A 26158-nucleotide genomic window follows, 5' to 3' on the forward strand; every position below is an offset into this window, starting at 1 on the left:
GCTCTTACAACGCCCCCGGGTTTTGTGTGCTGAGTCGATTCCTGAAACATCCGCCCCGTCTGGCCTGGCTGTTGCTACCGCTGGGCCTGATGGCGCTGGGGTACGAAGGCCGCCGCCTCTTGCAACTGTGGTGGCTGGCCCTGCCGCCGCTGCTGTGGCTGGCTTGGCCCTTGGCGCCGCGCTGGGCGCGGGTGCGCCGCGTGCTGCTGTCGCTGTGGCTGGCCGTGTTTGTGCTGGATGCCTTGCTGCGCTCGTTTTTGCAGCAGCGCTACCAGGCCGCGCCGGACAGCGCCCTGGTGCTGAGTGCGGTGGCCAACACCCACTTTGGCGAGGGCCTTCAATACCTGGGCATGACCGCGCCTGCGCTCTGGCCCTGGGCCTGGGCCCTGGTGCTGTGCGCCGTGGCCCTGGTGCAGGGGCTGCGCCCGGCGGCGCCATCCACCCTGGCTGTGGCCGTACGCCGCCCACAGCGCCGCACCCTGTGGGTGCTGCTCTTGGTGCTGGCTTTGCTGCCCTATGCCAGCAAGCCGTGGCGGCGCCTGCACCCGGTGCAGTTTTGGGCGCATTGGAGCACCCAGGTGCACGAGCTGCGCCAGCAGTGGGGCGAGCACGGCCAGCAGCGCGAACAGCAGCTCGAAGCCGCGCGCCAGGCCCAGCCCCAGCGCCACAGCCCCGACAGCGCCACCGTGGTGCTGGCCCTGACCGAGAGCGTCAATCGCGACAACCTGCAGCTCTACGGCTACCCGCGCGACACCACGCCTGAGCTCAGCGCCTTGCGCGCCAAGCTGCCGGGCCTGCTGCGCGTGCACGAGGCATGGTCTGTGGAGGCCGCCACCGTGCCCGCGCTGCAGCGCCTCTTCCATTTCGGCCAGCCCCAGGGCGAGGCCGGCCTGCACCTGCTGGCCTTGGCGCGTGCGGCGGGCTACAAGGTTTGGTGGATCAGCAACCACGACGACTTGGCCATCGAGCAGCTGCACGCACGCCTGGCCGACCATGTGGTGATGGTCAACCGCGCGCCCGGTCGCGCCAGCCGCTCGCTCGACGAAGAGCTGCTGCCCGCGCTGCAGCAGGCGCTGCAAGACGACACGCCGCACAAGCTCATCGTGCTGCACATGCTGGGCGCACACCCGCACTACAAGCTGCGCCACCCCGAGGGGCACAGCCCTTTTGATGCGGCCCAAGACGCTGTCAGCCAGGAACTGCAGCGCGAAGGCCGCCCGGTGTGGGTGCGTGAATTGCGCGACGACTACGACGCCGCGCTGCACTACCACGACAGCGTGGTGGCCCGCACCCTCAGCATGACCAGCGCGGCGCCGGCCGACTACCGGGCCTGGTTCTACGTGTCCGACCACGGCCAGGAAGTGGGGCATGAGCAAGACCGTGCTGGCCACAGCCCACGCACCGCGGCGGGCTACCGCGTGCCGCTGCTGGCCTGGCAGAGCGCGCCGCGCCGCCCGCTGCCCGACGATGTGGAAATGCGCGCCTTCCGCGCCGATTGGGCGGGGTGGTCGCTCCTGAACCTGCTGGACATCAGCTGGCGCGGCCACCAGGCCCAGCGCGATGTGCTGGACCCCAGCTACCGCTGGCAGCCCCCCGACTTGCCCCTGCCGCCCGAGGAACTGCCCGAGAGCTGGCGCCCCGCGGCAAGCGCGCCGGTGCGCACCCCGGGTCTGCGGCCCCCGGCACCTGCCGCCGCGCCTCGCCTTGCGCCCCTCAACGCGCCTGCCGTGCCGCGCCCGGCTTCGGGCCCTTGAGCTGATTCCTGCGCCACGGATCAGGGCGCTATGGCGGCGTCCTCACCCGTGTTGCGCGCTGGGCGCTGCGGCGCCACATCGGCCACACGCATGCCGCCGGGTGTGGTGGCCACGTCCAGCAGGGCTGCGGTTTCGGCGTCCAGTGCGCCGCTGAAATTGGCGGGCCGGTACTTCATCTGAAAGGTGCTGAGCACCTCGCGCGTGGCCGCGTCCCACTGGCCGGTGCTGGGCGTTTTGTAGCCCACCTGCGCCAGCCGGGTCTGCACCCAGACGGCATCGGGCAGGGGCACTTGGCCCGATTCCAAAGGCGCGCGGCGTGCCGCCACCAGCGCCGCGTCGGGCCAGGGAATCAGGCCTTCGTCGGCCAGACGCCGCCAGGGGAATTGCGGCCCTGGGTCTTGCTTGCGCCCGGGGGCAAGGTCGGCGTGGCCCAGGATGCGCTCGGGCCGGATGCGGTGGCGGGCGCTGATGTCGCGCAGCAGCGCAATCACCGCGTCAATCTGCGCCTTGGGGTAGGGCGCATACACGTGGCCTTGGGGCGTGTCCTTGTAGCCGGGGTTGACGATCTCAATGCCAATCGAGGAGGAATTCAGCCCCGCGTTGATGCCCCAGTGGCTCACCCCGGCATGCCAGCTGCGGTACTGCTCGTCCACCAGCTGGTAAATGCGCACCGGCGCGTCCCCCACCAGGTAGTGCGCCGACACGCCGCGCGGCTGCGTGAGCACCTGCAGCGAGCGCGCCTGGTCCAGCGCCGTGTAGTGCAGCACCACAAACTGCACGCGGCTCTCAAACCCCGGCGACGCATGGCTGCGATCCACATCAAGACCCGTGGGCTGATGGGCGCAAGCGACCAAAACGGCAGTGGCGCAAAAAAGGGCAAGACGGTGTTTCATGGCGGCGGCGCGACGGCAAATCTGTGCTGCGCCGCACTGTAGCGGCCCCTGGGCAGGCGGCAGCCGTGCCAGGTATATATTGGGTGAACCCTGTTGAATATCTAGGCTGTATGAGCAAGCTCGAACTCCGCTTGCCACCTGTGGTGGTGGTTCTTTGCACCGCACTGCTCATGGCGGTGCTGGCCCATACGCTGCCGGGGGTCGTGGCGCTTCCAGCCAAGAATGCGGTGGCCCTGATGTTGGTGCTGCTCGGCGGTGTGGCTGCTGTTGCGGGTGTGCTGGCCTTTGGTCGCCACCACACCACGGTCAACCCGCTGCGCCCTGATCAATCCAGCACCTTGGTCGCCTCGGGTGTCTACCGCCTCAGTCGCAATCCTATGTACCTGGGTTTTTTGTTGGTGCTGGCAGGGTGGGCGGTGTATCTGGCCAGTGTTGCCGCTGCACTCATGCTTCCCGCGTTTGTGATCTATATGAACCGCTTCCAGATCGCACCCGAAGAACGTGCGCTCGCGACGCTATTTGGTCCCGAATTCGAGACCTACAAGGCCACCACACGCCGCTGGCTTTGAGCCCAAACATCAAACACTTGTGCTTGCCAACACCATGACCCACGCCACCCAAGAGATGCACCAGTACTACGCCGGGCGCGCGCCGTATTACGACGCCGTCTACCTCAAGCCCGAGCGGCAGCAGGACATTGCGTGGCTGCGCGAACACCTGCCGCAGCGCCTGGCTGGGCGCGAGGTCTTGGAAGTGGCCTGCGGCACGGGGTATTGGACGCAGCACATCGCGCCCGTGGCCCAGCACATGGTGGCCACCGACGCCAATGCCGAACCCCTGGCCTTTGCACGCCAGCGCCCCGGCGTGCAGCAGGTGCACTTCACACTGGCCGATGCCTACGCCCTCGGGCCTGAGTTGGGCCAGTTCGACGCCGCCTTCGCCGGGCTGTGGTTCTCCCACGTGCCGCTGGAGCGCCAGGCGGAGTTCCTGCACGGCCTGCACCAGCGCCTCAAGCCTGGTGCGCGCGTGCTCATGATCGACAACAGCACCGTGCAGCTGCAGGACTTCCCCATCGCCGAAACCGACGCTGCGGGCAACACCTACCAGCACCGCGCCCTGCGCGACGGCAGCGTGCACCGCGTGCTCAAAAACTTCCCCACCGAAGCCCAGTTGCGCACCCTGCTGGCGCCCATGGCGCAGGGTGTTCAATTCCGCGCTTTGGACAACTTTTGGATGGTGGAATATGAGTTGGCCTGAGCGCCCTGCCACCCATCAGTCATGAAAAAAGGCTCCTCTCGGAGCCTTTTGTGTTGTTGGGGCTGTTGAGCCTCAGAACTCGTACTTGGCTGTGATTTGCAGCGCCCACTGGGACTCGCCACGGGCTTGGCGGGTTTCGGGGCTGTCGACATTGCCCACGGCGTAGACGTATTTGCCGTCCTTCATGCCTGCATAGTTGACGAAGCCACGGCGGTAGCCGCCGTTGCCGCCGCCTTGGTTGAACACCACCTCGTCGGTGCGGCCCCAGCGCTTGTTGAGCAGGTTGCCGATGTTCATGAGGTCGAAGGTCACCGAACCCTTGTGGCCGCTCCACAGGCCTGGCACTTGTTGGGCCAGGCGCAGGTCGAAGGTGTTGACGAACTGCGAGCGTGCGGCGTTGCGACGCACCACGCCGCCGCGCGCGGCATCGAGTTCAGGGTTGGCGGAGACGACTTGCCAGAACTTGGCTTCGGCCTGGGCGTTGCTCACGCCGCTGCCGGCGGCGCCAACGAACAGCACTTCACCCGAGCCGGGGGCTTTGGGGATGTACATGAGGTCGTTGCCGACCACACCGTCGCCGTTCATGTCGTTCTTGTAGGTCCAGCTGTAGGGGCGGCCACTGCGGCCTTCGTAGACCAGGCCAATGGTGGTTTTGTAGCTGCCCCAGAAGGCCTTGGACCAGTTGGCGGCGGCACTGAAGCGGTTTTGGATGAGGGTGCTGGAGATGGCGGCCGCGTCTTCGTTGGGATTGAAGCTGGCGCGGTTGGCCCAGTTGGAGAAGGACACCGAGGAAGCCAGGGTGCTGACTTCGCTGGCATTGGTGCGGGTGTAGGCCGCCGACCAGTTCAGCGCGCCCACGTTTTGCGCCAGAGACAGCGTCAGCGCTGAGCCCGAGCCTTGGCTGGTGCGGTCCGCCAGCAGCACATTGCCCCAGGCTTTGTCGCGTCCGGCGCGGTTGTCGCTGCCGCAGCCGCTGACCGGGTTGGCTGCGCCGGTGTTCCAGCAGCGTGTGTTGTCCAGCGCGGCAGCGTTGTAGTAGAGCTCGCGCCCATCGGGGCCGAGCGTGGTGGGGGCGCCGAGGTTGAGGTTGCGGTAGTTGATGCCGTCGCGGGTCTTGGTCAGCATCCACTCCACGCCCAGCACAAGGCGGTGGTCCAGCTCGGTTTCAATCGCCAGATTGCTCTTCCACACCGAGGGCTGGCGCAGCTCAGGCGAGAGGAAGTCGATGTTGGCGGCAGGCGGCACGCCGCTGATTTGCGGCTGGGCATTGGGGTCGGCCGAGAAGCGCAGGTCTGCCGGGCAGCGCGGATTGGTGGTGCTGCTGCAGTTGAGCGTGGCCGTGGCCATGCCGGTGTTGGAGAAGGGGTTGGAGAGCCAGACATTGGCCGCCGCGCCCTGGAACAGGCCAAAGCCGCCGCGCAGCTGGGCTTTGCGCTGGGGCTGGGCTTCGAAGGCGTAGTTGAAGCCCACGCGCGGCTGCACCAAGGTGGCACCGTCCAGCGTGGCGCTGTTGTCATAGCCGAACTTGGTTTGGGCCGCGGCGTTGTGCAGCGGGCGGTCGGCCACGCCCAGGCGGTCCAGGCGCAGGCCGGTCATGAGGTTGAGCTGCTTGCTCAGCTTCCAGCTGTCTTGCAGGAACAGGCCCAGGCTATTCATGCGCCATTGGGCGACGCCGTCGTCCAGCGTGCGGCCGGTTTGGGGCAGTTGTACGGTGTAGCTGGTGGGCACGCCAGCGGCCCACAGCGCGGCAGGGTCGCTGCCGCGGAAGACGTAGCTGCCCTTGGTGTTTTGCAAGAAGGCGTTGTAGGCCTCGTTGTCGCTGTAGTCGGCGCCGACTTTGACTTCGTGGTCGTTGAGCAGCCAGGTACCCGCGAGGTAGGCGTCCCAGGTGGTGGTGCGCAGCACATTGAACTGGCGGCTGTTTTCGGTGCCGAAGTACAGCGAGCGGTTGCCCGTGGCCGTGCCTGCGGGGGCAGGATCGGTGTAGTCCAGCTGCACTTGTGGCAAGTTGGCGGCGTTGCGTGGCACGCTGTCGTAAGCGCGGCGCGACAGGCGCGCTTCGGTGCTGAAGCTGTCTGTCCAGTCGGCAAACCACTGCACCACGGCAGTGTCAATGGTTTTTTCCTGGTCCCACCAGTGCGAGCTCAGCGACATCGAGGTGGCGCTGTAGCGTGTGAAGTTGGGCTCGGTCTGGGCCGTGCGCGCCAGGCGCAGGTTGGCGCGGTGTTGCTCGTTGATGTTCCAGTCCAGCTTGAGCAGGTAGTCCTTGACCACCAGTTCCGGTGCGCTGGCCATGGCCAGGCTGCCGATGTCGATTTTGTAGACGTCCCGCGCCACTTTTTGGGCCGCAGCAATTTGGTCGGCGGTGATGCCGACATTGGTCAGTGGGCTGCCCACGGGGCCGAAGGTGACGGCCGAGCGGGTGCTGTGCAGCTCTTCGTAGTTGGCAAAGAAAAAGAGCTTGTCTTTGACAATGGGGCCGCCCAGGGTGAAGCCCTTGGTGTCCTCCTTGAAGGCCGGCGGGTCGAAGTAGCTGCCCTTGCTGGCGTTGTAGCGCTGGCCCGCCATGCTGTCGTCGCGGTAGACGTAGTAGAGGCTGCCCTTGATCTGGTTGGTGCCGGACTTGGTGACGGCGTTGATGTTGGCGCCGGTGTAGCCCTGCTGGGTCACGTCGTAGTTGGAGAGGTTGACCTGCACCGCCTGGATGGCTTCCATCGAGATGGGCTGCTTGGCCGTGGGCATGTTGTTGGACTCAAGCCCGAAGGTGTCGTTCACGCGCACGCCGTCGATGGTGATGGCGTTGAAGCGCGCGTTCTGGCCCAGGGCCGAGATTTCGCCACGCTCTTTGTCGGTTTGCGCCAGGCGCGGGTCGATGCGGGCGAAGTCTTGCAGGTTGCGGTTGATGGACGCGTAGGCCTCCAGTTCCGCACGGCCCAGGGCCGTGCCTGCACCCATGGCGGCGCTGTCGATCTTGCTGGCCATGGTGCGCGTGCCGGTGACTTGCACGGTCTCCAGGCGCGCTCCACCCAGGGTCAGGTCCAGGGTCAGGGTTTCAGCCAGACCCAGAAAGACGTTGTCACGCACCGCGCGCTCGCTGCCCTTGCTCACCGTCACGGTGTAGGGGCCGCCTACGCGCAGACCGCGCACGCTGTAGCGGCCTTCAGCATCGGTGCTGAGGTTGTTCACCGAGCCAGACTCTGCGTGCTTGATGGCCACGCTGGCGCCAGCCACGGGCTTGCCTGCGCCATCCAGCACCCGGCCGCCCAGGGCGGAGCTGGTGTTTTGCGCCATGGCAGGGGCCATGACGACGATGGCCACGGCAGTGGCCAAGGCATGAGGGGTGAAGTGTCGGAAGGAGGGGTTCATAAGCGTAAGTGCAATGGTTGGGTGCCGTCAGCGCCTGGACCAGACGCCACGTGACCATGGACAGGGCATTGTGGGGAGCAATTGTTCAGGGCCTGTGACAGGCGCACCAGTGCTGGTGTCACGTCTTGGCGGTGTTGTGCACACACGTTGCGCCAGGGCGACAAACGTTTCAGCTGCTGCGCCGCCAGGCCTGGGGGGGGCTGAGCCGCCCGGTGTCGTCCTGGGCCTGCAGCACCAGGGTGTCGTCCTGGGCTTGTGGCAGCACGGCCTGCTGCGGTGCCAGGCGCTGCAGGCGCCAGCCCTGGGTGCTGCTGTGCACCCACAGGGCCAGCGCGCGCGGCGGTGGGCCCAGAGGGCGTGTCCACAGCAGCCCGCCGGGGCGGTTTTCCAGCTGCAGGGGTGCTGCACTGGGGCGGCCCTCGTCCAGCCAGGGGCTCTCCGGGGTGAGGGCGGCTTGGGCGTAGGCGCTGCGCGCCAGCGCGTCGGCCAGGCCGCGGCGGTTCTGGGCCAGGGCCACCATGCTGAAGTGCAGGTGGCCGCTGTTGTGCGCCTGCAGGCGGCGTGTGGACTCGATCTGGCCGAGGATTTCCCCCACCGGCCAGCTGTCGGCCTGTGGGGTGATCTTGCTGCTGAACAGGCCCGGCCAGATGTGGCGCCGCAGCGGGTTGAGTCCTTGCCAGCACTGCAGCAGGGGCTCAAAAGCCTGGGCGGCCTGCGCGCGCGGCCAGTACAGCTGCGGTGCCAGATAGTCCATCCAGCCCTCCCGCAGCCACAGTTCCACATCGGCGTAGAGCTTGTCGTACTGCGAGAACCCGACGATGCCTGGCGGCCGCAGCGCCGGGCGCGGCAGGCCAAAGGGGCTCAGGCCCAGGCGCGCGCTGGGCCGCACGCGCCGCACCAGGGCGTAGAGCTGCTGCACCAGGGTGTCCACCTGCTGGCGGCGCCAGTCGGCGCGCTCGAGCGTGCCGCCGCCCTCGCGATAGCGCTGCCAGGGCGCGTGGTCGGGGAAGTCCAGCTCCTGGCGCGTGGCGCCGTCCAGCACCGGGTAGGGGTAGAAGTAGTCGTCCAGGTGCAGGCCGTCCAGCTCGTAGCGCTGCAACAGGTCTTGCGCCACGGCCAGGGTGTGGGCGGCGGCCTCGGGCTCGGCGGGGTCCATCCAGAGCTGGTCGCCGTAGCGGCGCACCAGCTCGGGCCGGCGCTGGCTCAGATGTGTGGGGTGCGGGGCCGAACGCGCTTGGCTGTGCCAGGCGCGGTAGGGGTTGATCCAGGCGTGCAGCTCCAGAGCGCGGGCGCGGGCTTCTTGCAGCCACACGGCCAGGGGGTCGTAGCCCGGGTCCTGGCCCTGGGTGCCGCTGAGGAACTCGCTCCAAGGCTCCAGGGCCGAGGGGTAGAGGGCGTCGGCGCAGGGCCGCACCTGCAGCACCACGGCGTTGAGCCCGCTGGCCACGCAGCGGTCTAGCAGCGCGCGGATTTCGGCCTGCTGCGCCTCAGCGCTGAGGCCGGGGCGGCTGGGCCAGTCGATATTGGCCACCGTGGCCACCCACACGGCGCGGAACTCGCGCGGCGTGGCCGGGGCTTGGGTGGCCCAAGTGGGGTCTTCCACCCAGCGCGGGCCGGCCGCTTGCGGGGCGGGCGGGCTGTGCGTGCAGCCCAGCAGGCCCAGGGCGGCGGTGCTGGTGAGCCAGTCGCGGCGGCGCCAAAGTGGGGTGCTCATGGGCTGCGGCGCCCCCAGTCGCGGGGCACTTGTATGGCGGCCGTGGCCAGCAGCGAAGGCAGGCTTGCCACCAGCACCCAGCCGAAAAAGCCCAGATAGCCCAGCTGCGCCTGCAGCCAGCCGCTCCACATGCCCGGCAGCATCATGCCCAGGGCCATCAAGCCGGTACACAGCGCGTAGTGCGCGGTCTTGTAGGGGTTGTCACCATCGCCCTCGGCCACTTTCAGCATGTAGGTGAGGTAGGCGGCAAAGCCCAGCCCATAGCCGAACTGCTCCAGCGCCAGCGCCGCGCCCACCCACCACAGGCTCAGGCCCGGCAGCGCCGCCAGCAGCACAAAGACCAGATTGGGCAGGTGCATGGCCGCCACCAGCGGCCACAGCACCCGGCCCAGGCCCTGGCGTGAAATCAACCAGCCTCCCGCCAGCCCGCCCAGGGTCAGCGCGCCAAGCCCGACGCTGCCATACACCAGCCCCACCTGCTGGTTGCTCAGCCCCAAGCCACCGACCTCCGGGGCGTCCAGCAAAAACGGCGTGGCCAGCTTGAGCAGCTGCGCTTCAGGAAAACGGTAGAGCAGCAAAAACGCCACCGTGGCCGCCAGACCGGGCTGGCGCGCAAAGCTGGTGAACACCTCCACGCTGCTGCGCCAGGGCGAGTTGCCGGGCGTGCGCGGCGTGGGCTGGTCGCTGCTGGGGCGTGGCAGCACGAACTGGTGCCACAGGGCCAAGCCCAGCAAGGCCGCCGCCAGCAGGCCCAGCACCAGCTGCCAGGCCAGCACCCAGCTGCCGTGGCGCTCGTGCAAGGTCCCGGCCAGCCACACCAGGCCGCCTTGCGCGCTGATATTGGCCAGCCGGTAAAAGGCCGAGCGCACGCCCACAAAAGCGGTTTGCTGGTGGCGTGGCAGGGCCAGCAGGTAAAAGCCGTCGGCGGCAATGTCGTGCGAGGCCGAGGCAAAAGCCATCAGCCACAGCAGTGCTAGGCTGAGCTGGAAAAAGCGCTCCATCGGCAGGCTCAGCGCCACCAGGGCCAGCAGCAGGCCCACCACGGCCTGGGTCAGCGCAATCCAGTGCCGCTTGCGCCCCAGCAGCTCGATGAGCGGCGCCCACAGCGGCTTGATGACCCAGGGCAGGTAAAGCCAGCTGGTGTAGAGCGCGATGTCGGTGTTGTTGAGCCCGAGGTTTTTGTACATCACCACCGACAACACCATCACCGCCACATAGGGCAGGCTTTGCGTGAAGTACAGCGTGCTCACCCAGGCCCAGGGCGAGGGGCCTGGAGCGGGATCGGGTGTGGCGGCCGGTGGCAGCGCGGACATGGGGCGCCGCCGCCCTAGGCCGCAGTGCGGCTGCGCTGCGGGCCCAGCTGCGCCAGCTGCAGCGCCAGGCGGCTCAGCGCCTGCCAGGGTTCGGCCGGCCACTCGGGGTGGCGCAGGCCTTTGACGATGCCATCGCACACCTGTGCCGCTTGCACCAGGGCGCGCAAGCTGTGGTCGTCGAGCTGCGGCAGCACGCGCTCGAACAGGCGCTCTTTGGGGCCCCACACGCGCGCCTCGCGCAGCGCCAGTGGCAGGGGCTTGCCCTCGGCCATGGCGTCGCGGGCGCGCTTGAGTGCGCGGATGTCTTCGGCCAAGGTCCAGTGCACCAGCACGGCGGCCTCGCCCTCGGCTTGCAGGCCGTGCAGCATGCGCAGCACGCGTGCGGTCTGGCCCGAGAGCACGGCCTCGCTGAGCTTGAACACATCAAAGCGCGCCACGTCGAGCACGGCGGCCTCGATCTGCGCCTGCGTCAGCTCACCGCGGGGGTAGAGCAGGGCGAGCTTTTGCAGCTCCTGGTGCGCGGCGAGCAAATTGCCCTCCACGCGATCGGCAAAAAACTCCAGCGCCTGCTGCCCATCGCTGCTGGCGGCCACGCCCTGGCCCTGCGCAGCCAGGCGCCGCGCAATCCAGGCCGGCAGTTCGCGCCGCTCCACGGGGTCTACACGCAGGCTCACGCCCCACTGCTCCAGCGCCGTGAACCAGGCCGAGCTGAGCTGGGTTTTGTCCAGGCGCGGCAGCGTGATGAGGGTGAGCACATCTTGCGGCGCGGCCTGCGCGTAGCGCTGCAGGGCCTCGGAGCCCTCTTTGCCGGGCTTGCCGCTGGGGATGCGGATTTCAATCAGCTGGCGGTCGGCAAACAAGCTCATGGCCTGCGCCGTGGCCAGCACCGGCGCCCAGTCGAAATGCGCGCCGCTGACGGTGAAGACATGGCGCTCGGAATAGCCCGCTTGGCGCGCCGCGGCGCGGATGCTGTCGGCCGCTTCCTGCGCCAGCAAAGCCTCGTCGCCATGGATGAGGTAGCAGGGCTTGAGGCCCTTGGCCAGCTGCGCCCCCAGCGTGTCCGCCTTGATTTGCATGGATGCCTTCAGGTGCCGGGGTGAACCGCTTCGAGCCGGCGCAGCAAGAGGTGGGTGGCTTCGTACTGCATGGCGCGGTAGAGGCTGGCTTCCTCCTGCTCCTTGGCCAATGCGGCGCTCTCGGTGTAGCTCATGTCGCGGTAGAGGCGCAGTTCCGTCAGCGGCAGCAGCTCCACGCCCGCGGCGTTGCGAATGAGGTAGTTCAGCGACAGGCGCAGCTGCCACTCGCGCACCTGCCCCGCGGCGGTGCTGGCCACGGCCACTTTGTCGCGCCAGTCGCGCTGCGCGTGCAGCACCACCTCGGCCCGGCTGGGGTCCTCCAGCAGCTGCACCGGCAAGTGCTGCAGCTGGCGCTTCAGCTCGGCCAGCAGCGGCGAGGCCGCGTCAAAACCGGTGAGCGCCAGGGTCTTGAACTGGAACACCGGCGCGCGGCGCAGCTCAAAGCCGCAGCCCGCCAGGCCCACCAGCAAGGAGGCCAGCAGGGCACGGCGCGGCAGCGCAGGCAGCGGGGTGTCTGTCATCACACCACCACGTTGACCAGACGGCCCTTGACCACGATCACCTTCTTGGCAGGCTTGCCTTCGGCGAACTTCGTGAAATCAGGGCTGGCCAGCGCAGCGGCTTCGATGGCGGCGGCGTCAGCCGCTGCGGGCACTTTGATGGCGCCGCGCAGCTTGCCGTTGACCTGCAGCATGAGCTCGACCTCGTCTTGCTCCAGCGCGGCCTCGTCCACCACCGGCCAGGGCGCGTCGAGCAAATCGCCTTGCGCTGCGGCATAGCCCAGGGCCTGCCACATGGCGTGCGTGATGTGCGGGCAAGCGGGGTAGAGTGCGCGCAGCAGCACGGACAGGCCTTCACGCAGCACGGCGGCGTCGGCCGCTTCAGCCGTGGGCTTGAAGGCTTCGAGCGCATTGAGCAGCTTCATGCAGCCCGACACCACGGTGTTGTACTGCATGCGCTCGTAGTCGTGGCTCACCTGCTTGAGCACCAGGTGCACCTCGCGGCGCAGCGTCTTGGCCGCGTCGTTGAGGCTGGCAGGGTCCAGCGGGTTGCCGGCCGCGCGCAGGGCCTCGGCATGTTTGGCGCCCAGGGCCCACACGCGTTTCAAGAAGCGGTGCGCACCGTCCACGCCAGCGTCGTTCCACTCCAGCGTTTGCTCGGGCGGGCTGGCGAACATCACGAACAGGCGCGCGGTGTCGGCGCCGTAGGTGTTGATCAAGTCCTGCGGGTCCACGCCGTTGTTCTTGGACTTGGACATGGTCGTCATCTCGTACTCGAGTGGCGAGCCATCGGCCTTGAGCGTGCCGCCCACGATGTGGCCGCGCTCGTTGGTCTGCACGTCGACTTCGTGTTCCCAGAAATAGTTCTTGCCGCCGCCTTCGGGCTTTTGGAAGAAGGCGCCCTTGAGCACCATGCCCTGGGTGAGCAGCTGCTGGAAGGGCTCGTCCATTTGCACCAGGCCCATGTCGCGCATGACCTTGGTCCAGAAGCGCGCATAGAGCAGGTGCAAGATGGCGTGCTCGATGCCACCGATGTACTGGTCCATGGCCGCGCCGCTGCGCATCCAGTAGGCCGTGCCTTCGCCCACCATGGCCTCGTGGTTGTGGGCGTCGCAATAGCGCATGAAGTACCAGGACGAATCCACGAAGGTGTCCATGGTGTCGGTCTCGCGCCGCGCGGGCTTGCCGCAGCTGGGACACTCGACGTTGAGGAAATCCGCGCGCTTGTTCAGCGGGTTGCCGCTGCCGTCGGGAATGCAGTCCTCAGGCAGCACCACGGGCAGGTCTTTCTCCGGCACCGGCACGGGGCCGCAGGACTCGCAGTGGATGATGGGAATGGGCGTGCCCCAGTAGCGCTGGCGGCTGATGCCCCAGTCGCGCAGGCGCCAGGTGGTCTTCTTCTCGCCCAGGCCCTTGGCGGCCACGAGCTCAGCGACCTTGTCCACGGCTTGCTTGTGGGTGAGGCCATCAAGCACGCCGGAGTTCACGCACAGGCCTTGCTGCTTGTCGCCATACCAGTCGGCCCAGCTCTCGGTGCTGAAGGTCTGGCCCTGCACGGCCACCACTTGCTGGATGGCAATGCCGTATTTCTTGGCAAACGCGAAGTCGCGCTCGTCATGCGCAGGCACGCCCATCACGGCGCCGTCGCCATAGCTCATCAGCACATAGTTGCCGACCCAGACTTCGACCTGCGCGCCCGTGAGCGGGTGGGTGACGAAGAGGCCCGTGGGCTGGCCCTTCTTTTCCTGCGTGGCCAGCTCGGCTTCGGTGGTGCCGCCTTGCTTGCACTCCTCGATAAAGGCGGCCAGGCCAGGGTTGCCCGCTGCGGCGTGCGTGGCCAGGGGGTGCTCTGGCGCCACGGCGCAGAAGGTCACGCCCATGATGGTGTCGGCACGCGTGGTGAAGACGTAGAGCTTGCCGTCTTGAATCAGCTGGCCGTCGGCGCCCTTGATTTCATGCGGGAAGGCAAAGCGCACGCCTTGGCTTTTGCCAATCCAGTTCTCCTGCATCAGGCGCACGCGTTCGGGCCAGCCCTTGAGGTAGTTTTTGTCCTCGGGGTTGGCCACGGCCGAGAGCAGTTCCTCGGCGTAATCGGTGATCTTCAGGTAGTAGCCGGGGATCTCGCGCTTTTCCACCAGCGCGCCCGAGCGCCAGCCGCGCCCGTCGATGACTTGTTCGTTGGCCAGCACGGTCTGGTCCACCGGGTCCCAGTTCACGACTTGCGTGCGGCGCTCGGCAATGCCTTTTTCCAGCATCTTCAAGAACAGCCACTGGTTCCAGCGGTAGTACTCGGGCGAGCAGGTGGCGACTTCGCGCGACCAATCGATCGCCAGGCCCATGGCCTGCATCTGCCCCTTCATGGTGGCGATGTTGGAGTAGGTCCACTGCGCCGGCGGCACCTTGCCCTTCATGGCGGCGTTTTCAGCGGGCAGGCCGAAAGCGTCCCAGCCCATGGGCATGAGCACGTTGTAGCCCTTCATGCGCAGCTGGCGCGTGAGCATGTCGTTGATCGTGTAGTTGCGCACATGGCCCATGTGCAGCTTGCCGCTGGGGTAGGGCAGCATGGAGCAGGCGTAGAACTTGGGCTTGCTCTGGTCTTGGCCAACGCGGTAGGCGTCGCGCTCGGTCCAATACTGCCGCGCCGCGGCTTCGATCTCGGTGGGGGCGTACTTGTCGTTCATGGGGCAATTTTAGGGGCTGGGGCTGTGCAAGGCCGTGGCATGGCGCGGGTGGTTGGCGTGGCTCAGCCGCTGGACGCTTGGCATTGCTTGACTTGCTGGCGCAGGCTGCGCTTCCAGAACGAGTCCCAATCGGCCAGGCCTTCCAGGCGCAAGGCCAGTTCGCCACGGCACACGAAGTCAAACGCGGGCGTCAACGGCGAGGGCTTGTATTGGTGCTTGGCGTAGCTGCGCATCAGCGCGGTGTCCTCTTTGGGCCAGCGGTAGTGGCTCAGTGGATCGGCCACGCGCGGGCGCTGCACCTCCACCAGCCGCACGCCCAGGGCTTTGGCCTCTGCCAGGAATTCCTGCTTGCGCTCGGTCTTGGACCACAAAGCGCAGGGGCCGCAATCGCCTGCACCCCAGTAGACCACGCTGAGTGTTTCGGGGCTGGTGTCAGCCGCCCAACTTGGGGCGCTTTGCAGCGCCAAGCCCAGGCATGCCGTCGCCACAGCTTTAGAAACGAGTCCAGTCTTCATTGATGCGTTCTTTCCATTGCGAGCCAACGCTCATTTGGGGCAGGGACTGCGGAAGTTTTTTCTGCTTTTCGCGTTCGGCAATGCGGGCCAAGCTGGCCTGCCACCAGTCCTTGAAGTTTTGCTGTGGGCGCATGGCCTCGGTGAGCTCTTTCACAAACCAGGTGTTGACTTGGTCATTGGCGCAGCCAAAAGAGGCTGTCTTGGCGCTGGCTGCAGTCATGACCAGCAGATGGTCTTGTTTCAAACGCTCCAAGTGCGAGCCCGAATAGCACGCGGAAATCATGAGCCAGCTCAGATTGGGCTCCAGCGTCTCCATCCACTGCCCCAGCTTTTTGGCGGCCAGCAGCCGCGCGTTGGGGTAGAGCGGGAATTGCGACACCTCCAGCATGCCGGGCGTGCCGTGGCTGCTCAAGAGCACGATGAAGCGGTCCTGGCTGCGTTTGTGCTGAGCGAGGAAGTCAAACACCTCGTCGAGGTGGTCAATGGTGGCCAGAGGCAGGTCTCGCGGGCCTTCGGTGATGCGCCGGTTGGACAGCAGCACCGAGCGGTAAGCAGGCCCGTAGGTGGTGGCCAGGGTGCGGTCCAAGAGGCGAATGTCGGCGTCAAACACCGTCTGCCGGTCGTTGAGGGCCACGCCCACAAAAATATAGCGTGCAGCGCTTTCGGGGCTGCTGTCGGCTTGCAAGGCTTGCAGCTGCGAGGCCAGGGCTCGTGTGCCACTGCCTGCGGGCTCGCCCAGGATGTAGCTGGCGCAGCCACTCAGCAGGCTGGATAGGGCCAGCAGGCCGGCGTACAACAAGGCCCTGGGCCGTTGGAATGGCGGTGGGCGCTTCACTTCACTCCTCATGCGTGCTCTCTTGCAGTGGTTGGAAAACAAAAGCAGGAAGGGCAGGGTGTGTGTCACGGCCTGCTGTCTTGCGGTGCTTGCGTCACAAAGGCGATGCGTCGCAGGCCTGCGCTTTGGCACCAGCCGACCAGCTCGGTCACCCGGCCGTAAGGCACGGCCTGGTCGGCGCGCAGCCTCACTTCCATGTCGGGGCTGGCTTGGCCCAGAGTCTGTAGGCGTTGCTGCAAAGGCTGCGCTTGTAGCTGAAGGCCGTCCAGGTAAAGGCTGCCATCGGCCTGCATGCTGAGGGCGATGAAGCGCTTGGCCTGCGAGGGCTGCGCGGCCGCGCTTTGCGGCAGCTCCAGCCGCAAGGCGTGGTTCAACAGCGGCGCGGCCACCATGAAGATGACCATCAGCACCAGCATGACGTCGATGAGCGGCGTCATGTTGACCTCGCTCATGGGCTTGGGCGGCGTGCGGCGTGACAGCCGCCCAAAGCTCATGCGGCTGGTGCCGGACTGCTTTGTAGCAGCGCCAGCAAATCGTGGGCAAAGCCTTCGAGTTCAGCTTCGAGCTCGCCAATGCGCCGCCCGAGCAGGTTGTAGGCCAACACGGCGGGAATGGCCACCAGCAGGCCCGCGGCCGTCATCACCAGCGCTTCGCCCACCGGGCCGGCAATGCGGTCCATGCCACTGGCGCCTTGCGCCGAGATGTCTTGCAGCGCCAAGTAAATGCCCCACACCGTGCCCAGCAGCCCGACGAAAGGCGCGGTGGCGCCAATGCTGGCCAGCCACACCTGCCCGGCGCTCAAGCGGCGGCACACCTGGGCCAGCGCGTCGCGCAGCAAACGCGTGAGCTGCGGCGTGCGCCCGGCCTGTTGGGCCAGGCTCTGCGGGCCTTCTTCACGCAGCGCTGCTTGCAGCAGCGGGCGCAGCAGCGCTTCGCGGTCCCATTGCTGCAGGGCTTGCTGGCCTGCGCTCAGGTCGGCTGTGGCCCAGAAGGCATCAAGGCTTTGCGCCAGGCTGCGCCGCGCGCGTGCCAGCACATAGCTGCGCGCAATGATGAGCACCCAGCTGAGGGTGGACATCAAGAGCAGCAGCAGCCCTGTGGCGCGCAGCAGCAGGTCGCTGGAGTGGTTGTAGAGCTCTAGGCTGCCCATGGCGATGTGGGGCGGCGGCGCTCAGCGCGTGCCCAGCACATCGGACATGTCAAACAGCCCACTGCTTTGGCTGGCCAAAAAGCGCGCGGCGCGCAAGCTGCCTTGGGCGTAAGTGGCGCGGCTGCTGGATTTGTGCGTGATCTCGATGCGCTCTTCCATGCTGGCAAACATCACCGTGTGGTCGCCAATGATGCTGCCGCCGCGAATGGTGGCAAAGCCGATGGAGGAGGGGTCGCGCTCGCCCGTCACGCCTTCGCGTGCGAACACGCCGCACTGCTTGAGGTCGCGGCCCAGCGCCTGTGCCACCACCTCGCCCATTTGCAAGGCTGTGCCGCTGGGGGCGTCGACCTTGTGGCGGTGGTGGGCTTCGATGACTTCGATGTCGTAGCCTTCGTTGAGCGCGCGCGCGGCTGTCTCGAGCAGCTTGAGCACCACGTTGACGCCCACACTCATATTGGGCGCCATGACGATGGCTGTGCGCTGCGCCAGGCGGGTGATCTCGCTCTTTTCTTCTGGGGTAAAGCCGGTCGTGCCCACCACGGCCTTCACGCCCAGCTCGGCGCACAGCGCCAGATGCTGCAGCGTGCCTTCGGGGCGGGTGAAGTCGATCAACACGTCCGAGCGGCTCAGGCCGGCCCGCACATCGTCGCTGATGTGAACGCCGGTTTGCTGGCCCAGCAGCAGGCCCACGTCCTGGCCCAGGGCAGGGCTGCCCGGGCGGTCCAGCGCGGCGCTGAGCACGCAGTCAGGTGCGGCCAGCACGGCCTCGATCAACATGCGGCCCATGCGCCCGGAAGCGCCGGTGATGGCCACACGCAAAGGCGCTGCGCTCACTGCTTGCCCTCCAGCGGCGGGTAGGTGCGCGTGGCGCCCACGGGCTCTTGCGGCGTGGCGGGCGGACGCACCGGCACGGGCAGGGCCTTGCGCTCGGCCTCGCTGAGCTCGAGCTTGGGCGCCTCGCCCTTGGCTTTGCGGGTGTTGATGGAGGCGATGAACTCGTTTTCCGTCGGCAGGTCTTTGGGCGCGTCGACGGACTTGAGCAGGTCTTTTTCAAAGTGCAGCGAGACCTGGCGGCGTTGCGGCTCGGCCCCCTGGCGCCGGATGGAGAAGACGTAGTCCCAGCGATCGGCGTGGAAGATGTCGGCCAGCAGCGGCGAGCCCAGCAAATCCCGCACCTGCTCGCGGTGCATGCCGGGCTTGACCTTGGCCAGCATGTCGCGCGTGAGCACATTGCCCTGCACGATTTCTACCCGGTAAGGCCGCACCAGTCCCAGGACCTTGGCGTTGGGATCGTCGTTCTCGACGGTGCGAAGCTCTGGGGTGCTCATGCAGCCGCCCAGGGTGGCCAGCGTTGCCAGTGCCAGGGCCCATCGGGCCAGGGCCTGCTTGTGGGAGGTCAATGTCATCACGGTGTGTCGAGATTTCGCAAGCTGGCTATGATGCAGGCGATTCTAGCGGCAGCCCCACGGCGGGGTTGCCTTACTGCCCCTGCCCATGAACCAGTCCGAAGAGATCAAAAACAGCGGCCTCAAGGCCACGTTGCCTCGCATCAAGATCCTCGAGATCTTTCAGCGCTCGCCGCAACGTCATATGACGGCCGAAGACGTCTACAAAATGCTGTTGGACGAGCGTGCTGATATCGGTCTGGCCACGGTCTACCGCGTGCTGACGCAGTTCGAGCAAGCCGGGCTGCTCTCGCGCAACCACTTCGAAACGGGCAAGGCGGTGTTTGAGCTCAACGAAGGCCAGCACCACGACCACCTCGTGTGCCTGACCTGTGGGCGCGTTGAAGAATTCCACGACCCGCTGATTGAAGAGCGTCAGCACGCCATTGCCGCGGATCGGGGCTTTGAGCTGCAGGAACACTCGCTGGCGCTCTACGCTAGCTGCATCAAGAAAAAGTGCGAGTTCCGCGACGCTTGAGCGCCCGGTGCTGCGCCGCGGCAGCGCGGCGGGCTTAGAGGCTGTCGCCGTTGTCGCTGAGCCCGCGCTCGATGGCGCGCTGGTGGCGCTCCACGAATTCCTTGTAGGTGTCGATGCCGCGCAGTTGCAGCACGGTGTTGCGCACGGCCGCTTCCACCAGCACCGCCAGGTTGCGGCCCGCGTCCACGGCAATCACCACCTTGCGCACAGGCATGCCCAGCATGTCTTCGTAAAGCGGCTCGTAGGGCAGGCGCTCGAAGTTGCGCTCCAGCGTTTCTTTGCGCACCAGGTGCACGATGAGCTTGAGCCGCATCTTGCGCCGCACGGCGGTCTCGCCAAAGATGGCCTTGATGTCCAAGAGCCCGATGCCGCGCACCTCCAGCAGGTTCAGCAGCAACTCCGGGCAGCGGCCTTCGATGGCGGTTTGCGAGATGCGAAAGAAGTCCACCGCATCGTCGGCCACCAGGCCGTGGCCGCGCGAGATCAGCTCCAGACCCAGCTCGCTCTTGCCCAGGCCGGACTCCCCGGTGAGCAGCACGCCCAGGCCCAGAATGTCCATGAACACGCCGTGGCGTGTGGTGCGGTTGGCGCAAACATGGGCCAGGTAGGAGCGCACCACATCGATCACATGTCCGGCGGACTCCTCCGTGACAAACAGCGGGATGCCCGCACGTTCGCACATGGCCACCAGGCGTTCGGGCGGTGTTTGGCCGTCGGCCACGATGATGACCGGCGGCTCCAGCGTGACGATGCGCGCAATGCGCCGCTCCACCACATCGTCAGGGAAATCGCTGAGGTAGGCCACTTCACGGCGCCCCACCAGCTGCACCCGGTAGGGGTGGATGTAGTTCAGATAGCCCACCAAGTCGGCGGCGGATTGGGCGTCCCGCAAGGCGGCTTCGTCAAAGCGGCGCTCGGGGTGTGCGTGGCCGGCAATCCACTCCCAGCGCAGGCTTTTGCGGTGCTCTTCAAAGAGCCGGTCTGCGCTGATGAAGGTGGCTTTCACAGGTTCAGGCCACCGTTTTCATGGGCTGCCAAGCCGAGATCAGACGGTGCACTTCGCTGCCGTCGATGGGGGACTTGAGGCGTTCGCGCAGTTCCCGGTCCGAGAGCATCTCGGCAATCTCGGAAAGAATTTCGAGGTGGCGCTGCGTGGCCGCTTCGGGCACGAGCAGAAAGATCATCAGCCCCACGGCCTCTTCGTCGGGTGCGTCAAAGCCAATGGCTTGTTGCAGGCGCAGCACTGCAGCGAGCGGGTTGCGCAAACCCTTGATGCGGCCGTGCGGAATGGCCACGCCATGGCCCAGGCCCGTGGAGCCCAGGCGTTCGCGGGCGAAGAGGTTGTCGGTGACCGTCGCACGCGCGATGGCGTGATTGTTTTCAAACAGCAGGCCCGCCTGCTCGAAAGCGCGCTTCTTGCTGGAAGCGTCGACGTCCACCAGCACATTGCTGGCAGGCAGTATGGCGGCGAGACGGTTCATCGGGGCAAAGCGCCGGTTAGGGCATAAAGCCTTGGTTGAGGCGCTTGGTCAATGGTTAGGGGGCGGATTATAGGAATCCTGCAGTTGCTTTTGGTGCGATCTGGCGCGAAAGACAGTGGCTAGATGCGCAAAAAAGGCGGCCATGAAGCCGCCTTTGATGGATTACAAGGCCAGAGCCTGGTTCACAGCGCCGAATGGTCGAGCCGTTTGGCGGCCATGTGGTGGTGATCCTGCACCTTGTCCTTGTGCCGGCAGACTTGTCGATCAAGCTTGTCCATCAGCTGGTCAATGGCGGCGTACAGGTCTTCGGCGGATTGCTCGACGAAGATGTCGCGACCCTTCACATGCAGCGTGACTTCGGCGCGCTGCCGGCGTTCCTTTTCCTTTTGCTTTTCCACAGTGAGCAGAACATTGATGTCCACGACCTGGTCAAAGTGGCGGGTCACACGGTCCAGCTTGGTGAGCACGTATTCGCGCAGAGCTGGAGTGACTTCAAGGTGATGGCCGCTGATCGTCAGGTTCATAAAGCGTCCTTTCGCTAGAGCTGGTCGAGAAGCTCGGACGGTGGCCTTCTAGCGGCACACGCCGTCCTTTGAAAAACACGTCAGGAAGGAATAAGGCGTTGGTGGATCTTGTGTGTTCTCCAGGATGAAAAATGTCGAATTGGTGAACCCAGTGTGCACCTGTTGGGCAGGGCTGACAAGGCATTGACCGGCCCAACTGAGCAGGTATTCGCACAAGACAGGATCGGCACACCGCTGGTGCATGCGTAGGCCCCAAGTCATGTGGTTCGTCACGGACGCGCTGGAGCGCGATGTGATAATCAACGCATCCCCATGACCGGAGCATCATCGTGGACAGCGACCACCCTCGGTGGCCGTCCGCGCCCGGCTGACCCGGGTGGTGTGCAGACTGCAGGTCGGCCCACTGCCTGCTGGCCAAGCCCAGGCGCGTGGCCGGCCACCTCCAACGAGTACGTGACCCATGCCGCGCCTGTGTGCGCAGGCAGCCGTGGTCTGACATCCCTGAGGACTTGATCACCACCAGCGGCCCTGTGGGCCGGGCTTTGGCTTGAGGGTGGAGGGTCGATATGCACCGCCCGAGCGCAGAACTCGATGGTCGGTGTTGGAGTGAGACGTATGCTGAACATGTTTTGCCTGGAAAACGGCCGCCTCAAAGGCGGGCAGCTGCAGCAGGACCTCATCGGCGCGGCCGAACAGATGCTGGGGGCGCTGCCGCCGGTCTGGGTGGATCTGGAATCGCCCACGGCGGAGGAAAAGCTCTGGATCCAGGAACGCTTTGGCCTGAGCATTCCCGACGATGTGGTGGACGAGGACTTGGAAGAGTCCGCACGTTTCTACGAGGAAGACAACGGCGAGCTGCACCTGCGCACGGACTTTTTGATCGATGACGAGGAAGCGCCGGTGAACGTGCGCGTGGCCTTCATCCTCTACAACAACGTGCTGTTCTCGATTCGCAATGTCGACATCCCGGTGTTTCGGCTCTTGCGTCTGCGCGCACGGCGCATCCCGGCGCTGATTGAAGACGCCAAGGATGTGCTGCTCAAGCTCTATGACGCCGATGCCGAGTACTCGGCCGATGTGCTCGAAGGCATTTACGACCAGCTCGAGCAGGTGAGCGCACGCGTGCTCAAGAGCGAGGTCAATGACACCGAGGCGGGCGAGGTGCTGGCGGCCATTGCGCGCGAGGAAGACTTGAACAGCCGCATCCGCCGCAATGTGATGGACACGCGCCGTGCGCTGTCCTTCATGATGCGCAGCCGCATGCTCAACGCCGAGCAGTTCGAGGAAGCGCGTCAGATCCTGCGCGACATCGACTCGCTGGACTCGCACACCGAGTTCCTGTTCGACAAGATCAACTTCCTGATGGACGCGACGGTCGGCTTTATCAACATCAACCAGAACAAGATCATCAAGATCTTCTCGGTGGCCAGCGTGGCCCTGCTGCCGCCCACCCTGATTGCCAGCATCTACGGCATGAACTTCAAGTTCATGCCCGAGCTGGACCAGCCCTGGGGCTACCCCTTTGCGCTGGGGCTCATGCTGGCCTCGGTGGCCGCGCCCTTCATCTACTTCCGCCGCAAAGGCTGGCTGCGCTGAGCAGCGCCACCTCCGCCCGCTTTCTGAGCCACCCAAAAACAAAGGGCTTCCGCGCGGTGTGCGGAAGCCCTGGGTGTAAAAGAAGCCTCAAGACGCCCCGTGGCCAACGAGGGAGGGAGGGAGGAGGAGGAGAACGGCCTCGGGATTGCGGTTCTTGCGAACGGTCTTGCGGCTTAAATTCCTTGCAGTCAGCGGTTTTTGAAGTGACCTAGTGAAAACCCTGAAACGCGATGCGATTGTGCGATAACCAGGGTGTACCTGCGAAGGGGGGGCACTGTCTAGAGGCCCCAAGTCCTGTAGCGGCAAGCAGTGACTACAAAACGTGAATACACAACAAACCATCGATAGGGCGACAGTGTGTCTCTCATCACGTCGTGTGACGTCATTTCTGCGCTGAGTTGGCGGCCTCTTCTTGCAGCGCGGCCAGGGCCTGATGCAGCAAGTGGGCGTCGGCTTGAGCCTCAGCTTGCAGCGGCACACCGGCCAGGGCGGCCGCGCCCTCGTTCTTGAGCCGCGCCACCCACTGACCCGCCTCGCGCCCTTGGGCAAAGCCCTGGCTTTGCAGCAGCAGCGTGCCGTCGGCCCCCAGCAGCTTGAAGTAGAAGAGGCCGTCGGTCTCGCGGTATTGCTTGAACTGCGGCAGGGCTGTCTTGACCTTGGCTACGGTGCTCGGCGCGCTCAGGGGGCGGAAGGTGCGCAGGCCCACGGCCTCGCGCAGCTCGGCCAGCAGCGGGGCGGCGATGGCGCGCGCGCGCGCCGCACCGGCTTGCAAGATGGCTTCGATTTTTTCGGGCTCGGCCATCAGCGCGTCGTAGCGGGCGCGCATGGGGGCGATTTCGCGCTCGATCTGCGCCAGCAGCAGCTGTTTGGCCTCACCCCAGCCCAGCCCGGCACGCAGCTGCTCGCGGAAGGCGGTGCGCTCGGCGGCGTCGGCAAAGGCGTCGAACAGGGCCACCAGGGCTGTGCCCTCGGGCTCTTTGGGCTCGCCGGGCAGTTTGGAGTCGGTGACGATGCGCGCAATGGCCTCTTTCATGGCGCGCGCGCCGCCTTCGAACAGGGGCACGACGTTGTCGTAGCTCTTGCTCATCTTGCGTCCGTCCAGGCCGGGCAGCAGCTCGATGTCGGCTTCCACCTCGGCTTCGGGCAGCACGAAGAACTCACGCCCCTGGCCAAAGAGGTGGTTGAAGCGCTGGGCCACGTCGCGCGTCATTTCGATGTGCTGCACCTGGTCCTTGCCCACGGGCACGCGGTGGGCGTTGAACATGAGGATGTCGGCCGCCATCAGGATGGGGTAGCAGTAAAGCCCCATGGTCACGTCCGCGTCTGGCTCTTCGCCAGCGGCGCTGTTGCGGTCTACCGCGGCTTTGTAGGCATGGGCGCGGTTCATCTGGCCCTTGCTGGTGACGCAGGTCAGCAGCCAGGTGAGCTCGGGGATTTCGGGGATGTCGCTTTGGCGGTAGAAGACCACGCGCTCAGCGTCCAGCCCGGCGGCCAGCCAGGTGGCGGCGATTTGCAGGCGCGAGGCTTCGATGCGGGCCGGGTCGTCGCACTTGATGAGTGCGTGGTAGTCGGCCATGAAGAAGAAGCTCTGCACGCCGTCGGCGCGGCTGGCGCGGATGGCGGGGCGCACGGCCCCGACATAGTTGCCGAGGTGCAAGGTGCCGGTGGTGGTGATGCCGGTGAGTACGCGTTGGGTCATGGTGGCTGAGCGGGGCAGAGTGGGGCCGATCGTGAGAGCGCGCCGCACGATGTGGCGCAAAAGTCGATTGTCGCCGCAGCAGCGGGTGGGCCGTGCGTGCGCAGCACCGCGCCGCCCTTATGCAGCCGACTTGCGCGGGCTTTCGACGACTTGCGCGCGTTGGTTCAGGCGCAGGGCACGCAGGAACTGGCGTATGTCCTCGGTGGGCTGGGCGTCGAGGCGCCAGTAGGCGCGGCAGTCGTCGGTGCGGGCCAGCAGGCCGAGGTTGATCAGCTCGCGCCGCGGCGTGACGGGGTCGCCAAACACCGTCCAGGCGCGCAGCAAGGTGTTGACCTGAGCTTCGGTGTAGCGCTGCCCGCGCTCAAAGCGTGTCCACAAGGCCCACATGGCCAGCACCTGTGCGCTGTACTTGCTGGGCATGCGCGTCAGGCGCCCCCAGGGGTCGAAGCAGGCCATGAGCTTGAGGGCGGTGGGCGGCAGCGCTGGGGCGGGCTCGGTCGGCAGAGCTTCTGGCACCTCGGGCAGGGTGAGCACGGCGTGCTCGGCGGGCAGGGCTGCGCGGCCGGGCTGCTGGGCAGCTTTGAGGGCCTGCAGATTGCGAAAGCCCGCTGCCCGCGCCAGCATATTCAGCAAGGCTTGGTGGCCTGGCGGCTGGCCCTCGCGGGCGTGGTGTTCGCTCAGCTGCGCGCGCAGCGATTTGGCCAGGGCGCTGAGGTCAGCGCAGGGCAGGGGTATGGCCGCGCGCGAGGCGCGATCGGCCGCTTGGGTGTGTTTCATCACAAGCCTCCGGCGCGGATGCCGCGAAACAGGGCCGGATCGCGCGATCCGGCGCTGGCTGGGGCCACCAACTTGCAGCGTTTGGGCATCCCGCCGCACAAGGCGCGATGGGTGACGCAAAGACTCAATGCCAGTGGCAGGTTCAGCTCGCAGCCCGTGGCAGGGCTTGCGTGGTGGCGCCTGGGTGAACTGCCGACCCTTGGCGCCGATTCTAGGCCGGGCCGTGCTCAGGCGCGTTGCGCCATGACCTCGCCCAGTCGCACCGGGCCAGCAGGCTGCCAGTCGGGGTTGAAGGCCAGGCCGTCGCTGGCGGGGAAGAGCATGACCACGGTGGAGCCCAGCAGGAAGCGGCCCATTTCCTCGCCCTGGGCGAGGTGGATGTCTTGATTGCCGTACTGCCAGGCACGCACCGAGCCGGGCCGCGGCGGGTTGACCACACCGTGCCAGGTGGTGGCCATGGAGCCCACGATGGTGGCGCCCACCAGCACCATGATGAAGTGGCCACCGCCCTGGCTGGCGGGGCGCTGGAACTCGCACACCACGCGCTCGTTGCGCGCAAACAGGCCCGGCACGGCGCGTGCGGTGAGCGGGTTGACGGAGTACAGCGCGCCGGGCACGTGGATCATGCGCAGCAAGCGGCCCGCGCAGGGCATGTGGATGCGGTGGTAGTCGCGCGGCGAGAGGTAGAGGTTGGCGAAGTAGCCGTTTTCGTAGGCACGCGCCAGACCCGCGTCACCGCCGACCAGGGCCGCGGTGCTGAAGTGGTGGCCTTTGGCCTGAAATATCTGGTCGCCCTGGATGCGACCGAACTGGCTGATGGCGCCGTCCACCGGGCAGACCAGCTCGGCTTGGGCCAGGGGTCTGGCGTCGGCGCGCAGCGGGCGCGTGAAGAAGGCGTTGAAGCTGGCGTAGGCCGCGGGGTTGGGCTCGGCGGCCTCGGCCATATTGACACCGTAGCGCTCGATGAAGCGCTGGATGGTCCAGGTGGTGAAGCCGCCCAGTTCGGCATTGGCCAAGCGCCCGGCCAGCTGCGTCAGCAACTGCTTGGGCATGAGGTATTGGGGCAGTACAGCGAGGCGGTCAGACACGGCATTGGTATGGGCG

General features: G+C 66.4%; 24 protein-coding genes. 5 read left to right on the plus strand and 19 right to left on the minus strand.

Annotation, left to right across the window (positions count from 1 at the left end):
* Positions 1–26 precede the first annotated feature (26 nt).
* A complete protein-coding gene (locus tag ACG0Z6_RS06700; protein WP_394459749.1) occupies positions 27–1754 on the plus strand; it encodes a phosphoethanolamine transferase in 1728 nt (575 codons plus the stop codon).
* A gap of 20 nt (positions 1755–1774) precedes the next feature.
* Here ACG0Z6_RS06700 and ACG0Z6_RS06705 read toward each other — a convergent pair whose 3' ends face one another.
* Positions 1775–2647 carry an N-acetylmuramoyl-L-alanine amidase gene (locus ACG0Z6_RS06705; protein WP_394459751.1) on the minus strand — a complete coding sequence of 291 codons (873 nt, stop codon included), beginning with the start codon at positions 2645–2647 and terminating at the stop codon, positions 1775–1777.
* Between the two features lie 170 nt (positions 2648–2817).
* Between ACG0Z6_RS06705 and ACG0Z6_RS06710 the strand changes: the two genes are divergently transcribed.
* Both ACG0Z6_RS06710 and ACG0Z6_RS06715 read left to right on the plus strand, forming a co-directional pair.
* On the plus strand, positions 2818–3216 hold the full coding sequence (locus tag ACG0Z6_RS06710; protein WP_394459752.1) for a methyltransferase family protein: 399 nt from the start codon (positions 2818–2820) through the stop codon (positions 3214–3216).
* A 34-nt stretch (positions 3217–3250) separates the two neighbouring features.
* Positions 3251–3904, plus strand: coding sequence for a class I SAM-dependent methyltransferase (locus ACG0Z6_RS06715; RefSeq protein ID WP_394459754.1), 654 nt, complete (start codon positions 3251–3253; stop codon positions 3902–3904).
* Between the two features lie 72 nt (positions 3905–3976).
* On the opposite strand, the gene ACG0Z6_RS06720 is transcribed toward ACG0Z6_RS06715, so the two are convergent.
* The 12 genes from ACG0Z6_RS06720 to ACG0Z6_RS06775 all read right to left on the minus strand — a co-directional run bounded on the left by ACG0Z6_RS06720 (position 3977) and on the right by ACG0Z6_RS06775 (position 18460).
* Complete coding sequence (locus tag ACG0Z6_RS06720) at positions 3977–7270, minus strand: TonB-dependent receptor (RefSeq protein ID WP_394459756.1); 3294 nt, start codon at positions 7268–7270, stop codon at positions 3977–3979.
* Positions 7271–7439: 169 nt separating this feature from the next.
* Positions 7440–8984 (minus strand): glycoside hydrolase family 10-like protein, encoded by a 1545-nt coding sequence (locus tag ACG0Z6_RS06725; RefSeq protein WP_394459758.1) that lies wholly within the window; start codon positions 8982–8984, stop codon positions 7440–7442.
* Positions 8981–10297, minus strand: coding sequence for an MFS transporter (locus tag ACG0Z6_RS06730; protein ID WP_394459760.1), 1317 nt, complete (start codon positions 10295–10297; stop codon positions 8981–8983). The genes ACG0Z6_RS06725 and ACG0Z6_RS06730 overlap by 4 nt, the downstream gene beginning before the upstream one ends.
* Before the next feature lie 14 nt (positions 10298–10311).
* On the minus strand, positions 10312–11373 hold the full coding sequence (gene holA, locus ACG0Z6_RS06735; protein ID WP_394459762.1) for a DNA polymerase III subunit delta: 1062 nt from the start codon (positions 11371–11373) through the stop codon (positions 10312–10314).
* Between the two features lie 8 nt (positions 11374–11381).
* Positions 11382–11894, minus strand: coding sequence for an LPS-assembly lipoprotein LptE (locus ACG0Z6_RS06740; RefSeq protein ID WP_394459764.1), 513 nt, complete (start codon positions 11892–11894; stop codon positions 11382–11384).
* Positions 11894–14554, minus strand: coding sequence for a leucine--tRNA ligase (gene leuS / locus ACG0Z6_RS06745; protein WP_394459766.1), 2661 nt, complete (start codon positions 14552–14554; stop codon positions 11894–11896). The genes ACG0Z6_RS06740 and leuS overlap by 1 nt, the downstream gene beginning before the upstream one ends.
* 62 nt (positions 14555–14616) lie before the next feature.
* Positions 14617–15069, minus strand: a complete 453-nt coding sequence (locus tag ACG0Z6_RS06750) for a hypothetical protein (protein WP_394459768.1) — start codon at positions 15067–15069, stop codon at positions 14617–14619.
* Positions 15047–15916 (minus strand): C13 family peptidase, encoded by an 870-nt coding sequence (locus ACG0Z6_RS06755; protein WP_394459770.1) that lies wholly within the window; start codon positions 15914–15916, stop codon positions 15047–15049. The genes ACG0Z6_RS06750 and ACG0Z6_RS06755 overlap by 23 nt, the downstream gene beginning before the upstream one ends.
* Before the next feature lie 53 nt (positions 15917–15969).
* Positions 15970–16356 (minus strand): ExbD/TolR family protein, encoded by a 387-nt coding sequence (locus ACG0Z6_RS06760; protein WP_394459772.1) that lies wholly within the window; start codon positions 16354–16356, stop codon positions 15970–15972.
* Between the two features lie 38 nt (positions 16357–16394).
* Positions 16395–17054 carry a MotA/TolQ/ExbB proton channel family protein gene (locus tag ACG0Z6_RS06765; protein WP_394459774.1) on the minus strand — a complete coding sequence of 220 codons (660 nt, stop codon included), beginning with the start codon at positions 17052–17054 and terminating at the stop codon, positions 16395–16397.
* 21 nt (positions 17055–17075) lie between these two features.
* The gene (dapB, locus tag ACG0Z6_RS06770; RefSeq protein WP_394459776.1) at positions 17076–17888 is read right to left on the minus strand and encodes a 4-hydroxy-tetrahydrodipicolinate reductase; all 813 of its coding nucleotides are present in this window, start codon (positions 17886–17888) and stop codon (positions 17076–17078) included.
* Positions 17885–18460, minus strand: a complete 576-nt coding sequence (locus tag ACG0Z6_RS06775; protein WP_394459778.1) for an outer membrane protein assembly factor BamE — start codon at positions 18458–18460, stop codon at positions 17885–17887. Before ACG0Z6_RS06775 ends, dapB begins: the two co-directional genes overlap by 4 nt.
* A gap of 88 nt (positions 18461–18548) precedes the next feature.
* On the opposite strand from ACG0Z6_RS06775, the gene fur reads away from it, so the two are divergent.
* A complete protein-coding gene (fur, locus tag ACG0Z6_RS06780; RefSeq protein WP_394459780.1) occupies positions 18549–18977 on the plus strand; it encodes a ferric iron uptake transcriptional regulator in 429 nt (142 codons plus the stop codon).
* A gap of 34 nt (positions 18978–19011) precedes the next feature.
* Here fur and hprK read toward each other — a convergent pair whose 3' ends face one another.
* From hprK to hpf, 3 genes are all read right to left on the minus strand, one after another.
* Complete coding sequence (gene hprK / locus ACG0Z6_RS06785) at positions 19012–19983, minus strand: HPr(Ser) kinase/phosphatase (RefSeq protein ID WP_394459782.1); 972 nt, start codon at positions 19981–19983, stop codon at positions 19012–19014.
* Positions 19984–19987: 4 nt separating this feature from the next.
* Positions 19988–20458, minus strand: a complete 471-nt coding sequence (locus ACG0Z6_RS06790; protein WP_394459784.1) for a PTS sugar transporter subunit IIA — start codon at positions 20456–20458, stop codon at positions 19988–19990.
* 182 nt (positions 20459–20640) lie between these two features.
* The gene (gene hpf, locus ACG0Z6_RS06795; protein WP_394459786.1) at positions 20641–20982 is read right to left on the minus strand and encodes a ribosome hibernation-promoting factor, HPF/YfiA family; all 342 of its coding nucleotides are present in this window, start codon (positions 20980–20982) and stop codon (positions 20641–20643) included.
* A gap of 615 nt (positions 20983–21597) precedes the next feature.
* On the opposite strand from hpf, the gene corA reads away from it, so the two are divergent.
* The gene (gene corA / locus ACG0Z6_RS06800; protein ID WP_394459788.1) at positions 21598–22578 is read left to right on the plus strand and encodes a magnesium/cobalt transporter CorA; all 981 of its coding nucleotides are present in this window, start codon (positions 21598–21600) and stop codon (positions 22576–22578) included.
* A gap of 382 nt (positions 22579–22960) precedes the next feature.
* Here corA and ACG0Z6_RS06805 read toward each other — a convergent pair whose 3' ends face one another.
* The 3 genes from ACG0Z6_RS06805 to asd all read right to left on the minus strand — a co-directional run bounded on the left by ACG0Z6_RS06805 (position 22961) and on the right by asd (position 26142).
* Positions 22961–24277, minus strand: coding sequence for a tryptophan--tRNA ligase (locus ACG0Z6_RS06805; RefSeq protein WP_394459790.1), 1317 nt, complete (start codon positions 24275–24277; stop codon positions 22961–22963).
* 117 nt (positions 24278–24394) lie between these two features.
* A complete protein-coding gene (locus ACG0Z6_RS06810) occupies positions 24395–25054 on the minus strand; it encodes a DUF2087 domain-containing protein (protein WP_394459792.1) in 660 nt (219 codons plus the stop codon).
* A 227-nt stretch (positions 25055–25281) separates the two neighbouring features.
* Positions 25282–26142, minus strand: a complete 861-nt coding sequence (gene asd, locus ACG0Z6_RS06815) for an archaetidylserine decarboxylase (protein ID WP_394459794.1) — start codon at positions 26140–26142, stop codon at positions 25282–25284.
* Positions 26143–26158: the final 16 nt, after the last annotated feature.

The sequence above is a fragment of the Roseateles rivi genome, assembly GCF_043555845.1.
Lineage (GTDB): Bacteria > Pseudomonadota > Gammaproteobacteria > Burkholderiales > Burkholderiaceae_C > Roseateles > Roseateles rivi.

Excerpts from the sequence above, each read along its gene's own strand:
- ACG0Z6_RS06810 (WP_394459792.1), bottom strand. The coding sequence starts at position 25,054 with ATGAAACACACCCAAGCGGCCGATCGCGCCTCGCGCGCGGCCATACCC.
- ACG0Z6_RS06710 (WP_394459752.1), top strand. The coding sequence starts at position 2,818 with ATGGCGGTGCTGGCCCATACGCTGCCGGGGGTCGTGGCGCTTCCAGCC.
- holA (WP_394459762.1), bottom strand. The coding sequence starts at position 11,373 with ATGCAAATCAAGGCGGACACGCTGGGGGCGCAGCTGGCCAAGGGCCTC.
- ACG0Z6_RS06765 (WP_394459774.1), bottom strand. The coding sequence starts at position 17,054 with ATGGGCAGCCTAGAGCTCTACAACCACTCCAGCGACCTGCTGCTGCGC.
- fur (WP_394459780.1), top strand. The coding sequence starts at position 18,549 with ATGAACCAGTCCGAAGAGATCAAAAACAGCGGCCTCAAGGCCACGTTG.
- leuS (WP_394459766.1), bottom strand. The coding sequence starts at position 14,554 with ATGAACGACAAGTACGCCCCCACCGAGATCGAAGCCGCGGCGCGGCAG.
- ACG0Z6_RS06705 (WP_394459751.1), bottom strand. The coding sequence starts at position 2,647 with ATGAAACACCGTCTTGCCCTTTTTTGCGCCACTGCCGTTTTGGTCGCT.
- ACG0Z6_RS06740 (WP_394459764.1), bottom strand. The coding sequence starts at position 11,894 with ATGACAGACACCCCGCTGCCTGCGCTGCCGCGCCGTGCCCTGCTGGCC.
- ACG0Z6_RS06805 (WP_394459790.1), bottom strand. The coding sequence starts at position 24,277 with ATGACCCAACGCGTACTCACCGGCATCACCACCACCGGCACCTTGCAC.
- ACG0Z6_RS06725 (WP_394459758.1), bottom strand. The coding sequence starts at position 8,984 with ATGAGCACCCCACTTTGGCGCCGCCGCGACTGGCTCACCAGCACCGCC.
- ACG0Z6_RS06730 (WP_394459760.1), bottom strand. The coding sequence starts at position 10,297 with ATGTCCGCGCTGCCACCGGCCGCCACACCCGATCCCGCTCCAGGCCCC.
- ACG0Z6_RS06750 (WP_394459768.1), bottom strand. The coding sequence starts at position 15,069 with ATGAAGACTGGACTCGTTTCTAAAGCTGTGGCGACGGCATGCCTGGGC.
- ACG0Z6_RS06715 (WP_394459754.1), top strand. The coding sequence starts at position 3,251 with ATGACCCACGCCACCCAAGAGATGCACCAGTACTACGCCGGGCGCGCG.
- ACG0Z6_RS06755 (WP_394459770.1), bottom strand. The coding sequence starts at position 15,916 with ATGAGGAGTGAAGTGAAGCGCCCACCGCCATTCCAACGGCCCAGGGCC.
- corA (WP_394459788.1), top strand. The coding sequence starts at position 21,598 with ATGCTGAACATGTTTTGCCTGGAAAACGGCCGCCTCAAAGGCGGGCAG.
- ACG0Z6_RS06760 (WP_394459772.1), bottom strand. The coding sequence starts at position 16,356 with ATGAGCGAGGTCAACATGACGCCGCTCATCGACGTCATGCTGGTGCTG.
- hpf (WP_394459786.1), bottom strand. The coding sequence starts at position 20,982 with ATGAACCTGACGATCAGCGGCCATCACCTTGAAGTCACTCCAGCTCTG.
- ACG0Z6_RS06775 (WP_394459778.1), bottom strand. The coding sequence starts at position 18,460 with ATGACATTGACCTCCCACAAGCAGGCCCTGGCCCGATGGGCCCTGGCA.
- ACG0Z6_RS06720 (WP_394459756.1), bottom strand. The coding sequence starts at position 7,270 with ATGAACCCCTCCTTCCGACACTTCACCCCTCATGCCTTGGCCACTGCC.
- ACG0Z6_RS06790 (WP_394459784.1), bottom strand. The coding sequence starts at position 20,458 with ATGAACCGTCTCGCCGCCATACTGCCTGCCAGCAATGTGCTGGTGGAC.